This is a genomic window from Sphaerisporangium cinnabarinum, from assembly GCF_055567015.1.
The window spans coordinates 168,599-182,803 of sequence record NZ_JBVHRG010000004.1 but is presented as its reverse complement, the minus strand read 5'-3'; the positions used below and the strand labels follow the sequence as shown (position 1 = coordinate 182,803).

The 14,205-nt window shown below is 76.0% G+C and carries 12 protein-coding genes; all 12 read right to left on the bottom strand.

What is annotated here, in order from left to right; genetic code table 11:
• Positions 1 to 7 precede the first annotated feature (7 nt).
• Positions 8 to 961, bottom strand: a complete 954-nt coding sequence (gene fmt, locus ACZ4MO_RS08095) for a methionyl-tRNA formyltransferase (RefSeq protein WP_175008569.1) — start codon at positions 959 to 961, stop codon at positions 8 to 10.
• 102 nt (positions 962 to 1,063) lie between these two features.
• The gene (locus ACZ4MO_RS08090; RefSeq protein WP_175008570.1) at positions 1,064 to 1,438 is read right to left on the bottom strand and encodes a hypothetical protein; all 375 of its coding nucleotides are present in this window, start codon (positions 1,436 to 1,438) and stop codon (positions 1,064 to 1,066) included.
• A 13-nt stretch (positions 1,439 to 1,451) separates the two neighbouring features.
• Entirely contained in the window at positions 1,452 to 2,171 is a 720-nt protein-coding gene (locus ACZ4MO_RS08085) for an HAD family hydrolase (protein ID WP_255437129.1), read from the bottom strand.
• The gene (locus ACZ4MO_RS08080; protein WP_175008571.1) at positions 2,168 to 4,531 is read right to left on the bottom strand and encodes a primosomal protein N' family DNA-binding protein; all 2,364 of its coding nucleotides are present in this window, start codon (positions 4,529 to 4,531) and stop codon (positions 2,168 to 2,170) included. The genes ACZ4MO_RS08085 and ACZ4MO_RS08080 overlap by 4 nt, the downstream gene beginning before the upstream one ends.
• 64 nt (positions 4,532 to 4,595) lie before the next feature.
• On the bottom strand, positions 4,596 to 5,792 hold the full coding sequence (metK, locus tag ACZ4MO_RS08075) for a methionine adenosyltransferase (protein WP_175008572.1): 1,197 nt from the start codon (positions 5,790 to 5,792) through the stop codon (positions 4,596 to 4,598).
• A 63-nt stretch (positions 5,793 to 5,855) separates the two neighbouring features.
• Positions 5,856 to 7,157 (bottom strand): bifunctional phosphopantothenoylcysteine decarboxylase/phosphopantothenate--cysteine ligase CoaBC, encoded by a 1,302-nt coding sequence (gene coaBC / locus ACZ4MO_RS08070; RefSeq protein ID WP_175008573.1) that lies wholly within the window; start codon positions 7,155 to 7,157, stop codon positions 5,856 to 5,858.
• A gap of 121 nt (positions 7,158 to 7,278) precedes the next feature.
• Complete coding sequence (gene rpoZ / locus ACZ4MO_RS08065) at positions 7,279 to 7,557, bottom strand: DNA-directed RNA polymerase subunit omega (protein WP_031316460.1); 279 nt, start codon at positions 7,555 to 7,557, stop codon at positions 7,279 to 7,281.
• A 175-nt stretch (positions 7,558 to 7,732) separates the two neighbouring features.
• Entirely contained in the window at positions 7,733 to 8,353 is a 621-nt protein-coding gene (gene gmk, locus ACZ4MO_RS08060) for a guanylate kinase (RefSeq protein WP_255437146.1), read from the bottom strand.
• Between the two features lie 94 nt (positions 8,354 to 8,447).
• Positions 8,448 to 8,759 (bottom strand): integration host factor, actinobacterial type, encoded by a 312-nt coding sequence (gene mihF, locus ACZ4MO_RS08055; RefSeq protein ID WP_021482878.1) that lies wholly within the window; start codon positions 8,757 to 8,759, stop codon positions 8,448 to 8,450.
• 241 nt (positions 8,760 to 9,000) lie between these two features.
• A complete protein-coding gene (locus tag ACZ4MO_RS08050; protein ID WP_209829162.1) occupies positions 9,001 to 9,876 on the bottom strand; it encodes a tyrosine-protein phosphatase in 876 nt (291 codons plus the stop codon).
• 91 nt (positions 9,877 to 9,967) lie between these two features.
• Positions 9,968 to 10,837: an orotidine-5'-phosphate decarboxylase gene (pyrF, locus tag ACZ4MO_RS08045; RefSeq protein WP_175008575.1), complete on the bottom strand. Its 870-nt coding sequence runs from the start codon at positions 10,835 to 10,837 to the stop codon at positions 9,968 to 9,970.
• The gene (carB, locus tag ACZ4MO_RS08040) at positions 10,834 to 14,205 is read right to left on the bottom strand and encodes a carbamoyl-phosphate synthase large subunit (RefSeq protein ID WP_175008576.1); all 3,372 of its coding nucleotides are present in this window, start codon (positions 14,203 to 14,205) and stop codon (positions 10,834 to 10,836) included. The genes pyrF and carB overlap by 4 nt, the downstream gene beginning before the upstream one ends.

Here is a 14,205-nt window from a genome sequence, read left to right as displayed (position 1 = left end):
TCGGCGCTCATCGGGCGGTCTCCGCACCGAGGACCGTGGTGTCGTCGAGCCGGGCGCCACGCGCCCAGTCGGCGGCGGGCATGTGCCTCTTGCCCACCGGCGCCACCTCCCCGAGCTGGACGGCGTGGGTCGCGGTCCCGACGAGCACCTCCTTCTTGCCCGCACGCACCTGCCCGGGAGCGAGGTCGACGACGTCGCGGCGCGGGGTGACGGGGCCGAGCCCCAGGCGCGCGGGCGTGCCGTCGGCGCCGGGCAGGGTCGTCCACGCCCCGGGGGCCGGGGTGCAGCCGCGCACCAGGCGGTCGACCGCGAGCGCCGGGTGGTCCCAACGGACCTCGGCGTCCGCGGTCGTCAGCTTGGCGGCGTGCGAGACGCCGTCGGCGGGCTGGGGCTGGGGGCGCAGGGTGCCGTCCTCGAGGGCGTCGAGGGTGGCGACGAGGAGGTCCGCACCGGAGACGGCGAGGCGGCCCAGGAGGTCGCCCGCGGTGTCCCGGGGGCGGATGGTCTCGGTCGTGGTGCCGAGCGTGGGGCCGGAGTCCAGTCCCTCCTCGATGAGGAACGTCGTCGCCCCGGTCACCTCGTCGCCCGCGATGATCGCGCGCTGCACGGGCGCCGCGCCGCGCCAGGCGGGCAGGACGGAGAAGTGCAGGTTGACCCACCCGTGCCGCGGCACGGCGAGCACGTCGGGGCGCAGGATCTCCCCGTACGCGACGACGGGCGCCACGTCGACGTCGAGCGCGGCGAGGCGCGCGAGGAACTCCTCGCCGCGGGGCCGGTCCGTGAGGACGGGGATCCCCGCCTCCTCGGCACGCACGCGGACGGGGCTGGGGGTCAGGCGCCGTCCGCGGCCCGACGGCGCGTCGGCGCGCGTGAGCACGGCGACCACCTCGTGGCGGGAGTCGAGGAGGGCGTCGAGGGACGGGACCGCGGTATCCGGGGTCCCCGCGAACAGCAGGCGCATGGGCCCGATTCTAGGTGGCCGGGCAGCGCGGCCGACCCGGGAGCGGCCCGGTGCACGGGTCGGGCGCCCGGTGTGCGCAGGCGACCGGTCCAGGCGCGGGCGTCAGCTCGCCAGCGTGGCGACCGGCGGGAACGCGGGGTACGTCTCGTCGTCCACGGGGGCCAACTCCAGGCAGCTGGGCCGGTCACCGTCCACGAACAGCAGCAGGAGGAAGCGCTCCGTGCCCGCCTCCAGCACGACGCGCGGGCCCTGCGCGGGGACGGGACCGGCGTCGTCGCCGAGGTCGATCGTCGGGCAGGACCCGCACGCGCACGTGCCGTGCACCCGCACGGCGTCGACCTGGGCGAGCCACCGCCGTCGGTCGGCCGCGTCCTGGTCGGGCGCGACGGCCTCGTCGCGGCACCCGTGACGGAGCATCCAGACGAGGACGTCGCGCTCCGGGGCCGTGAGCGCGCGCGGCACCCCGGCACCCGTCACGACGCGGCGCCCATCACGACCCCGAGCCCTCGGGGCCGACCGGCACGCCCAGGTCGCGCAGCGCGGCGCGCAGGCCGACCGTGCCGTCGAAGAGGTGGGTGCGCAGCCCGAGACGCGCGGCGGCCTCGACGTTGGCCGGGCTGTCGTCGGTGAACAACGTCCGGACCGGGTCGAGACCGAACCGCTCGACCGCGAGCGCGAAGATCGCCGGGTCGGGCTTGGCCAGGCCCTCGCGCCCCGAGACCAGCACGTCCTCCATGAGGGCCGTGGCGGGCGCGGCCGGCGCGGCGTGGGAGAAGAGCTCCGCGGACCAGTTCGTCAGGCCGTACAGCCGCAGGCCCAGGTCACGCAGCTCGCGCACGAGCTCCTCGGAGCCCTCGACCGGGCCGGTGAGCGTCGCGGGGAACCGCTCGACGTACCGGTCGAGCAGCGCGACGTGGTGCGGGTGGGTCGCCGCCACGCGGTCGCGCGCGTCCTGCCACGTCGCGCCCGCGTCCCGCTCGTGGTTGAGCACCCGGAAGTCCACGTCGGCGAAGAACGCGTCCACGTCGCGGCGGTCGACGCCGTCGTACGCGCCGTACGGGTCCCAGCCCACCAGGACGTTGCCGAAGTCGTACAGCACGGCGTCGATCTCGCGGGCGGCGGGTGCCGGGTCCCGGTCGGGGTTCGCGTCCGCGGACGCCTCGACGAGGGGGGCGACGGTCGGGGCGTCGGGCGCGGGGCGGTGCGTCACAGGATCTCCTTCGGGTCGAGCTCCACCCGCACGCTACCCGGCTCGCGCCGCGCGGACCGGACCGCGACGGACGCGCCGAGCTCGCGCGCCAGCAGCCGGCCGTCGCGCACCGGGACCCGCACCACCGCCCGCACGGGCGGGGCGTCGACCAGCCCGGGCGCCGCGCCGTCCGCCCCGTCGGCACCCCGCCCGCGAGGCGACGCCGCCACCTCGACCGGACCGAGCACGGTCTCCGGGCCTGCGAGCCCCACCCGGCCCAGCACCGCCGCCACGGCGGGACGGTCGCCCGTCACCGCCGCCACCCGGACCGCCGGCGGCAGCGACAGCTCGACCCGCTCGTCCAGCTCACGGTCCGCGAGGAGCGCCGGGTCCCAGCGCACGAGCGCGTTCGTCGGCGCGGGCGCGGCGTCGCCCACGAGCAGCACCTGCCCGCCTGCCGTCGCGGGTCGCACGAGCGCCGCCGCGGCGAGCCAGCGCGCGAGCGCGTCCTGCGCCACGTCGAGCCCGACGTGCGACGTGCTCACCGCCGCGTCCAGCAGCAGCGCCGCCGCGTACCCGCCCTCCGCGACCGGCTCGGCGCCCGGCGTCGCCACCACCAGCGCGGGACGCGCGGACACCGCCCCCAGCACCCCTCCCGCCGCCGCGGCACCCGACACCTGCACCGGGACCCCCGCGAACGCGCGCCCCAGCTCCTCCGCCGTGCGCTGCGACCCCACGCGCACCGACCGCAGCCCCGTCCAGTGGCACTCCGCGCACGACCACCCGCCCGCGAGCGCCCCGCACCACGCGCACTGCGGTGTCGCCTGCGGGCCGGACAGCGCGAGCGGGCCGTGGCACACCGTGCAGCGCGCCGGCGTGCGGCACCGGGCGCACGCCACCACGGGCACGTACCCGGACCGCGGCACCTGGACCAGCACCGGCCCCTGCTCGAGCGCCGCGCGCGCCGTGCGCCACGCGGCCGTCGGGATGCGCGCCGCCGCGCCCGGCCCCTCCGCCGCCAGCTCGACCGAGGTCAGCGCCCGCACGCGCGGCGCCCGGGCCCGCACGACGTCGCGCGGCGCCGCGAGCTCGTGCGCCCAGCCCCGCACGACGAGCGCGTGCGCCGCGACCGTGCGCCCGTGCGAGCCCAGCAGGAACGCGGCGCCCTCCTGGTCGCTGCGCAGCGCGAGCACCTCGCGCGAGTGCGGGTACGGGGCGCGCGGCTCGGCGAGCGTGTCCTCGCCGTCGTTCCAGCACACCACCAGCCCCAGGTCGACCACGGGCGCGAACGCCGCCGCACGGGTCCCCACGACGACGCGCGCGTCGCCGTGCAGCACGGCGAGGAACGCGCGGTAGCGCGGCGCGGGCCCCTCGTCGGCCGTCAGCCGCACCACCTCGCCCCCGGTCGCCGGGTCCCACGCGGGCAGCCCGGCGGCCGCGAGCGCGGCGCACACCTGGTCAACGTCGCGCGCGTCCGGCACGACGACGAGCGCGCCCCGCCCACCCGACCGGGCCGCGCGCACCGCCTCGGCGACCGCGGCCGCCCAGTGCGTGACGGGCAGCGCGTCGGGCTCCTTGCGGGACCGGCCCGCGCCGCGCCGGCCCGCGGACGCCACCTCGGGCGCCACCTCGGGCGCCGGGGGCGCGAGCCCGGGGAGGGCGGTCCACACGGCCCGGGGTGCCCCGCCGCCCGCGACGTGCGCGAGGAACGCGGCGCCGGCCCGGTACGGGGCCCACACGGACTCCTGGTGCGCCGCGCGCGCCGCAGCGGCGGGCGCCGACGTGGGCACGGGCTCGGCGACGGGAGGGGCTGCAGGAGCCGCCTCGGCGGCGACCACGTCCGCGCCCGAGGCCCCTGCGGCCTCGGAGACCTCGCTCGGGGCCGTTCCCGGCGCGGGGACCGCCCCGGGGCCCGTCCGTGCCGCGAAGGACTGCTCGGCCCGCGCGTGCCGCGGCGGCACGGCGAGGCGCAGCACGTCGGAGAGCGTGCCCGCGTAGTGGTCCGCGACCGCGCGCGCGAGCCGCGCGACGGCGGGTGCCAGCACGGGCTCGGCCGACACGACCCGCCGCAGCGGCAGCAGGCGCCCGTCGTGGTCCGAGCGGTCGACGCGCTCCAGGACGTAGCCGTCGACGTCCCGGCCCGCGAACCGCACCTTGACCCGCACCCCCGGGCGCGCGTCGTCGGACATCGTGGCGGGGACGAGGTAGTCGAACGCGCGGTCCAGGTGCGGGGGGGCGAGGTCGAGCGCGAGCCGCGCCACCGGCAGGCGCGCGGCGATCTCGTGGGACGCCGGCGGCGCCGGGCCCCGACGCGGCGCGGCGGGCGCGACGGTGAGCAGGGTGTCCTGCACCGCCCGCGACGTGTCCTCCGGCTCGCTCACGACGCCATCGAACCACGCGCCGCCGTCACGAGCGGCGCACCCGTCGGCGGCGCGACGACGCTCCTCACACCTGGGACTGCAGGTCCGCGACGCGGTCCGTGCGCTCCCACGTGAACTGCTCGAGCTCGCGCCCGAAGTGCCCGTACGCGGCCGTCGGGGCGTAGATGGGGCGCAGGAGGTCCAGGTCGCGGATGATCGCGGCCGGACGCAGGTCGAACACCTCGCGGATCGCGGCCGTGATCCGCTCGACCGGGACCTTCTCCGTGCCGAACGTCTCGACGTACAGGCCCACGGGGTGCGCCTTGCCGATCGCGTACGCGACCTGCACCTCGCACCGCCGCGCCAGGCCCGCCGCGACGACGTTCTTCGCGACCCAGCGCGTCGCGTACGCGGCCGAGCGGTCCACCTTCGACGGGTCCTTGCCGGAGAACGCGCCCCCGCCGTGGCGGGCCATGCCGCCGTACGTGTCGACGATGATCTTGCGGCCCGTCAGTCCCGCGTCACCCTGCGGGCCGCCCACGACGAACGTGCCCGTGGGGTTGACGAACAGGCGCGTCGCGCGCACGTCGAGGTCGAGGCCCGCGGCGTCGAGCACGGGCGCCACGACCTGCGCCGCGACCTGCCGGTGCAGCTCGTCCTGGCGGACGTCCGGGTCGTGCTGCGTCGAGAGCACGACCGTGTCGAGGGTCACCGCGCGGTCGCCGTCGTACCCGACGGTGACCTGCGTCTTGCCGTCCGGGCGCAGGCCTGGCACGGTGCCGTCGCGGCGCACCGCCGCCAGGCGCTCGGCGAGACGGTGGGCGAGCCACACTGGCAGGGGCATGAGGCTCGGCGTGTCGTCGCTCGCGTACCCGAACATCAGGCCCTGGTCGCCCGCGCCCTGCGCGTCCAGGGGGTCGTGGTCGCCCTGGTCGTCGCGCTCCTCGAGACTCTTGTCGACCCCCTGAGCGATGTCCGGCGACTGCTGGCCGATCGACACCGAGATGCCGCACGAGTCCGCGTCGAACCCGATCACCGACGACGTGTACCCGATCCGGCGCACGACGTCGCGCACGATCTGCGGGATCTCGACGTACGCGTCCGTCGTCACCTCGCCCGCGACGTGCACCAGGCCTGTGGTCACCATCGTCTCCACGGCCACGCGGGACGTGGGGTCCTGCGCGAGGAGCGCGTCGAGGATCGCGTCGGAGATCTGGTCGCAGACCTTGTCCGGGTGCCCCTCGGTGACGGACTCGGACGTGAAGAGACGCAGCTCAGCCATGCCGCACAGCCTACTGTCCCGAAAGGTGAGCGAGCGTATCCGGTAGGCGAGACGAGACGCGGGTCACTCGCCCGCCCCGTCCCGTTCGTCCGTCGACGCCACGCGCGGCACGACGACGTCCCACACCGCGTCCGCGACCTCGCCCTTCGACCCGCTCGCCGTCGCGACGACGTCCCCCGCGCCGTCGACCACGGTCACGTCGTTCGCGTCGACCGCGAACCCCCGTCCCTCGCCCACGGCGTTGACCACGAGCAGGTCCGCGCCCTTGCGGCGCGCCTTCGCCCGGCCGTGGTCGAGCACCGACGCGTGCGCGTCACCGGTCTCGGCCGCGAAGCCGACCACCACCTGGCCCGGACGCAGCCGGTCGCGGGCGAGCTCGGCGAGCACGTCCGGGTTCTCCACGAGCACGATCGGCTCGGGCCCCTGGCCCGGGACCTTCTTGATCTTCGCGTCCGGCGCGTGAGCCGGACGGAAGTCCGCGACGGCCGCCGCCATGACCACGACGTCCGCCGTCGCCGCTGCCGACCGCACCGCGTCGCGCAGCTGCGCCGTCGTCTCGACCTCCACCACGGCGTCGGGCACGCCCCCGGGAGCGCGCACGAGCGCGGCCACGTCCGGGGACAGGTTCGCCGCCACGAGCGTGACGTGCGCGCCCCGCGCCGCCGCGGCGCGCGCGAGCTCGACGCCCTGACGCCCGCTCGACCGGTTGCCGATGAACCGCACGGGGTCGATCGGCTCGCGCGTCCCGCCCGCCGACACCACCACGCGCCGTCCCACGAGGTCCTGCACCGGCCCGCGGTCCGTCCCGGCACCCGCGTCGGCAGCGTCGGCGCGGGACACGTCCGCCACGACGGCGAGCGCGACGCGCGCGATCTCGTCCGGCTCGGGCAGGCGCCCCGGCCCGGTGTCCGCCCCCGTGAGGCGGCCGGACGCCGGCTCGATCACGTGCACGCCGCGCGCTCGCAGCGTCGCCACGTTCGCGACCGTCGCCGGGTGCTCCCACATCTCCGTGTGCATCGCGGGCGCCATGACCACCGGGCAGCGCGCGGTGAGCAGCGTCGAGGTGAGCAGGTCGTCCGCGCGACCGGCGGCCGCGCGCGCGAGCAGGTCCGCCGTGGCGGGCGCCACGACCACGAGGTCGGCACCCTGGCCCAGCGCGACGTGCGGCACGTGCTCGACGTCCTCGAACACCTGGTCCGTGGCCGGCTCGCCCGACAGCGCCTCCCACGTGGGCGCGCCCACGAAGCGCAGGGCCGACGCCGTGGGCACCACCCGCACCCGATGGCCCTGCTCCCGCAGCAGCCGCAGCAGCAGCACGGCCTTGTACGCCGCGACCCCGCCGCTCACACCGAGCACGATCCGCATGTCGCTCCTCCTGGAGGTCCGGCTCAGGCCCGCCGCGTGCGGCGGCGGGTCACGCACCCGCGCACCCGGGCGCGGACGCACGAACGCCGCGCCCTCCGGTGGAGGTGCGCGGCGTGCGGGCTCAGGCCTCGGGGGCCTCGTCGGGCTCGGCCTCGATCGTCAGCAGGCCCGCGTTGATCTCGCGCATCGCGATCGAGAGCGGCTTCTCCTGGTTGCGCGTCTCGAGCAGCGGCCCGACGTTCTCCAGCAGGCCCTCGCTGAGCTGCGAGTAGTACGCGTTGATCTGGCGCGCGCGCTTGGCCGAGTAGATGACCAGCGCGTACTTCGAGTCGACGTGCTCGAGCAGGTCGTCGATGGGCGGGTCGGTGATGCCCTCGGGGGCGGCGACGGTTCCGGACACAGTTCGCTCCGTGGGTTCAAGGGTCTGCAGCGGGCGCTGCAGCTGGTCGATGGCGGCGGCGCGCACGGCGTCCCCGTCCGGGACCGGGCGGCCGCGGCACCACGCCGCAGGACGGGCCGCCGACCGGGCCTCGGGCCCACGGGGGGACACCCGCGCACGGGCACCGCAGGACAGTCTACTCGCTGCGCCCCTCGCCGTGCCCGGACGGCACGGGAGACGACGCCGGGGACGAGCCATCCGCCGGGACGGGGCGGGGCTCGAGCCCCATGACGCGCACGAGCTCGTCGGTCGCGCGGTGCACCTCGTCGTTGACGATGACGTGGTCGAACTCCGACTCTGCCGCGAGCTCGACCCGGGCCGTCGTCAGCCGACGCTCCCGCTCCTCCGCGTCCTCCGTGCCGCGGCCGACGAGCCGACGCACGAGCTCGTCCCAGCTCGGCGGCGCCAGGAACACGAACCGGGCCTCGGGCATCGACGCACGGACCTGGCGCGCACCCTGGAGGTCGATCTCCAGGAGCGCCGGCACGCCCGCGGCGAGCTTCTCCTCGACCGCGCGCCGGGGCGTGCCGTAGCTGTTGCGCCCGTGCACGACGGCCCACTCCAGCAGCTCCCGGTCCGCGACCATGCGCGCGAACTCGTCCGGGCCGACGAACAGGTAGTGCACGCCGTCCACCTCGCCCGGCCGCGGGTCGCGCGTCGTCGCCGACACGGACAGCCACACCTCCGGGTAGCGGGCCCGGATGTCGGCCGACACGGTGCCCTTCCCGACGGCGGTCGGGCCGGCCAGGACGGTCAGGCGGGCGGGGCCGGGGACGACGGGCGGCGACGCCGGCTCCGTGGTCTCCCCGGCGGGGACGGACGGCGTCGGCTCGGACGGGTGCGCGGAAATGTCAGCCAAACCTCTCGATGAGGGCCGCGGACTGGTGGGGGCCGAGGCCGCGGACACGACGTGTCTCGGCGATCCCGATCTCCTCCATGATCGCCCGAGCCTTCACCTTACCCACGCCGGGCAGGGACTCCAGCAACGAGACGACCTTGAGCTTGCCGATCATGTCGTCCGTCTGGCCCCGCTCGATGACCTCCTTCAGGGAGCCCTGGGAGTACTTGAGCCGGTTCTTCACCTCGGCGCGCACGCGTCGCGCCTCCGCGGCCTTCTCGAGCGCCGCCGCGCGCTGTTCTGGGGTCAGGGGTGGAAGTGCCACGCAAGTCACCTACTCGTCGTCAGGCGGATGGGCCCACTCAGTCGTCCGGCGTGCCCGCAGGTGGAGCCCCGACCGGGTGGATCACCCGGGCGACCTGCGCCGACGCACGGAGCCGACCCCTCGAAAGTAGCGAGCCTCGGGCGATCGGGCAACGACTGGGCGTGGCGCGTCGTCCGTGGCCGTGCCGCGGACGACCCGGCAGCGACCTCGTCAACGGGCTCAGGACGGGGAAGGGCTCGGCTCAGGACGCCACGAGACGCGCCACGAGCGCGTCGCGCACCGCCGTCGTCACGCCGCACGCCACGAGGTAGTCGTCGATGCTCCCGTGCTCGCGCACCGCGAGCTCCCACGCGCCCTCCAGGTACGCGGGCTCGACGGTGAGGACCGGCGCGAGCGCCTCGGGCGACAGCCCCGGCAACGGGGGCACGAGCGCGGCGAGCCCCTCGGCCGCCGCCGCGCTCGCGAGGTACTCGGCCATGCGCTCCTGCTCCGGGACGCCCGCGACGTACTGCACGAGCGCGACGACCCAGCCCGTGCGGTCCTTGCCCGCCGAGCAGTGCACGACGCTCGCACCGTCGGCCGCGGCGACGTCCGCCAGGACGCGGCCGACCGTCTCCCGGATGCCCGGGTCCGTGACGAACGTCGCGTACACGCCGTGCATGAGGCGCCGCGCGACCGCGGCCGGGTCGTCGGCCGCGAGCAGTCCCGCGACGAGCGCCGCCGGGTCCGCCGACGCACCCGAGCCCGCTCCCCCGTCGACCAGGCCCGGCGTCGGGTCCATGCCGCGGCGCAGCACGCGCACGCCGCCCGGGACGGCGTCCGCGCCGTCGCGCGCGAGCTCGTCCTCGCCGCGCAGGTCCACGACGGTCCGCGCGCCCAGGTCGACGAGCGCCGTCTGGCCCGCGGGGGTCAGCCGGGACAGGCTCGCCGTGCGCAGCAGCACCCCGGTCCGCAGCGGCTCGTCGGAACCGGCCGGCGCCGCCCGACCGCCCACGTCCCGCGCGTTCCAGGTGCCCGGCACGTCCAGCGCGCCCGGCACGGCGCCCGGCGGCGGCAGCTCCGGAGGTGCTCCGGCAGCGGGCGTGGCTGGGACCGTCGTCTCGTCGCGGGAGGTCATGGACGCAGTCTGGCACGGGACCGCACCGGGCACGACGGCGACCGGGTCGGCCCCCGCGAGGGTGCCGACCCGGTCCCGGGGGGTGCGGGGCTCAGCCGCGCAGCGCCTGAGCCGCCTCGTCCGTGGCCGTCCGAGCCGCCGCGCGCAGCGCGTCCGTGCCGGGCCCGGCGCGCAGCACGCCGCGCGACGACGACGCGAGCACCTGGCGCCGCGCGTCGCCGAACACGGCGGCGAGCTCCGCAGCGCCCGCGCCCTGCGCGCCCACACCGGGAGCGAGGAGCGGCCCACGCACGGCCGCGAGGTCCGTGCCCGTGCGCGCCGCGGCGTCCGCGATCGTCGCGCCCACCACGAGCCCGACCGGCCCGAGCACGTCACCCGCGGCGACGACCGGGGCGTTCACCCGGGCCGCCTCGCGCGCCACGTGCGCCGCGACGGACTCCACGCCCGCCCCGGCGCCCCGGCGCGCGTGCTGCACCTCGGCGCCCTCGGGGTTGGACGTCAGGCACAGCACGAACAGGCCGCGCCCCGTCTCCAGCGCCGCGTCCACCGCCGGCTGCAGCGACCCGAACCCCAGGTACGGGGACACGGTCAGCGCGTCCGCCGCGAGCGGCGACCCGTCGCGCAGGTACGCGTCCGCGTACGCGGCCATGGTCGAGCCGATGTCGCCGCGCTTGGCGTCCACGATCGTCAGCGTCCCCGCCGCGCGGGCCGCCGCGAGGACCTCCTCGAGCGCCGCGACGCCGCGGGACCCGTGCCGCTCGAAGAACGCCGACTGCGGCTTGACCGCGGCCACGCGGCCTCCGACCGCCTCGACGACCCGCAGACCGAACTCGCGCAGCCCGGAGGCGTCGTCGGGCAGGCCCCAGTCCGCGAGCAGGCCCGGGTGCGGGTCGATGCCCACGCACAGCGGCCCGTGGTCCGCCGTCGCCGCCGCGAGGCGCGCGCCGAAGCCCGCGCTCACGCGCCCACCCGCTCCGCGGCGGGAGCGGGCAGCTCGACGCCTGCGGTCAGGTCCTCGCCCGCCATGTGCTCCTGGAGGCTGGCGACCGCGAACGGCCCCGCGAGGACCGCCTCGATGCCCTGCACCGCGGCGGCGAGCTGGTCGACCGTCGTCGCGATCGGCTTGTCGGCCGCCGTCGTGGCCGCGCGGATCTCGTAGCCGTCGGCGCGCGCGCCCTGGCCGGACGGCGTGTTGATGACCATGTCCACCTCGCCGGCCGTGATGAGGTCGACGATCGTCGGCTCGCCGTCCGCCCCGCGGCCCGCGGAGAACTTGCGCACCACGCGCGACGCGATGCCGTTGCGGCGCAGCACGCTGGACGTGCCGTCCGTCGCGAGGATCTCGAAGCCCAGCTCCGCGAGCCGCTTGACCGGGAAGACGATCGAGCGCTTGTCGCGGTCCGCGACCGAGACGAACACGCGGCCCGACGTCGGCAGCCCGCCGAACGCGGCGGCCTGCGACTTGGCGAACGCGTGCGGGAAGTCGCGGTCGAAGCCCATGACCTCGCCCGTCGAGCGCATCTCCGGGCCCAGGACCGTGTCCACGACCACGCCGTCCGCGGTGCGGAAGCGCTTGAACGGCAGGACCGCCTCCTTGACCGCGATCGGCGCGTCGAGCGGGAGCGTGCCGCCGTCGCCCTCGGCGGGCAGCACGCCCGCCGCACGCAGCTCGGCGATCGACTCGCCCGCCATGACGCGCGCCGCGGCCTTCGCGAGCGACGTGCCCGTCGCCTTGGAGACGAACGGCACCGTGCGCGACGCACGGGGGTTGGCCTCCAGGACGTACAGCACGTCGGAGACGAGCGCGTACTGCACGTTGAGCAGGCCGCGCACGCCGACGCCCTTCGCGATGGCCTCGGTCGAGCGGCGGATGCGCTCGATCTCCTGCTCCGAGAGCGACACGGGCGGCAGGACGCACGCCGAGTCGCCCGAGTGGATGCCGGCCTCCTCGATGTGCTCCATCACGCCGCCGAGGAAGAGCTCGGTGCCGTCGTAGAGCGCGTCGACGTCGATCTCCATGGCGTCGTCGAGGAACCGGTCGATGAGCAGCGGCGCGGGCAGCGTCCCGGCCGTGCGGTCCTCCGCCGCGGCCGCCACGAGCGCGCGCTCGACGTAGCCCGTGAGCTGCTCGGCCGAGTACACGATCTCCATGCCGCGCCCGCCGAGCACGTAGGACGGGCGCACGAGCACCGGGTAGCCGATCCCGGCCGCGACGTCCTTCGCCTCGTCGAGCGAGCGCGCCGTGCCGAACGCCGGAGCGGGCAGGCCCGCCTCGACGAGCACGCGGCCGAACTCGCCGCGGTCCTCCGCGGCGTCGATCGCCTCGGGGCTCGTGCCGAGGATCGGCAGGCCCGCGTCCGCGAGCCGCTGCGCGAGCGCGAGCGGCGTCTGGCCACCGAGCTGGACGATGATGCCCTTCACCGGCCCCGCGGCGAGCTCCGCCTGGTAGACCTCGAGCACGTCCTCGAACGTCAGCGGCTCGAAGTAGAGGCGGTCGGACGTGTCGTAGTCGGTCGAGACCGTCTCCGGGTTGCAGTTGACCATGACCGTCTCGTAGCGCTCGCGCAGCGTGAGGGCCGCGTGCACGCAGGAGTAGTCGAACTCGATGCCCTGCCCGATGCGGTTCGGGCCCGAGCCGAGGATGATCACGGCCTCGCGCTCGCGCGGCGCGACCTCGGTCTCCAGGTCGTACGACGAGTAGTGGTACGGCGTGCGCGCGGCGAACTCGGCCGCGCACGTGTCGACCGTCTTGTAGACGGGCCGGACGCCGAGCGCGTAGCGGACCTCGCGCACGGTCGCCTCGCCCGCCGGGCCCATGCCCCGCAGGCGCGCGACCTGCGCGTCGGACAGCCCGTGCTTCTTCGCCTCGCGCAGCACGTCCTCCGTGAGCGCGGGCGCGTCGGCGACGGCCGCCGCGACCTCGTTGACCAGCTGGATCTGGTCGAGGTACCACGGGTCGATCTTCGTGGCCTCGAACACCTGCTCCACGCTCGCCCCGGCGCGCAGCGCCTGCTGGACGCCGATGATCCGGTTCTCGGTGGGGCGCGCGATGCGCACGAGCAGCTCGTCGAGCTCCGCGCCGGACACCGGCTCGCCGTCCCAGTGGAAGACCGAGCCGCCCTTGTCGATCGAGCGCAGCGCCTTGCCGAGCGCCTCGGTGAAGTTGCGCCCGAGCGCCATCGCCTCGCCGACCGACTTCATGGTCGTCGTGAGCGTCGGGTCGGCGGCCGGGAACTTCTCGAACGCGAACCGGGGCACCTTGACGACGACGTAGTCGAGCGTCGGCTCGAACGAGGCCGGCGTGACCTGCGTGATGTCGTTGGGGATCTCGTCGAGCGTGTAGCCGACGGCGAGCTTCGCCGCGATCTTCGCGATGGGGAACCCGGTCGCCTTGGACGCGAGCGCGGACGACCGCGAGACGCGCGGGTTCATCTCGATGACGATGACGCGGCCCGTGTCCGGGTCGACCGCGAACTGGATGTTGCAGCCGCCCGTGTCGACGCCGACCTCGCGGATGACGGCGATCCCGATGTCGCGCAGCTTCTGGTACTCGCGGTCCGTGAGGGTGAGCGCGGGCGCGACCGTGATCGAGTCGCCCGTGTGCACGCCGACGGGGTCGACGTTCTCGATCGAGCACACGACCACGACGTTGTCGTTCTTGTCGCGCATGAGCTCGAGCTCGTACTCCTTCCAGCCGAGGATCGACTCCTCGAGGAGCACCTCCGTCACCGGGGAGTAGTGCAGGCCCTGCCCGACGATGCGGCGCAGCTCGTCCTCGTCGTACGCGAAGCCCGAGCCGAGGCCGCCCATCGTGAACGACGGGCGCACGACCATCGGGTAGCCGAGGTCGCCCGCGGCCGCGATCGCCTCGTCGACCGTGTGCACGATGACCGAGCGGGCGGACTCGCCGCCGCAGACCTCGACGACGTCCTTGAACTGCTGGCGGTCCTCGCCCTTCTGGATCGCCGCGATGTTCGCGCCGATGAGCTCGACGCCGTACTCCGCGAGGACGCCGGCCTCGTCGAGCGCGATCGCCGCGTTGAGGGCCGTCTGACCGCCGAGCGTCGGCAGCAGCGCGTCGGGGCGCTCCTTGGCGATGATCGACGTGAGGACCTCGGTCGTGATCGGCTCGACGTAGGTCGCGTCGGCGAACTCGGGGTCGGTCATGATCGTGGCGGGGTTCGAGTTCACGAGGACGACCCGCAGGCCCTCCTCCTTGAGCACGCGGCACGCCTGGGTGCCGGAGTAGTCGAACTCGCACGCCTGGCCGATGACGATCGGGCCGGACCCGATGACCAGGACGCTGGAGATGTCGGTTCTGCGAGGCAC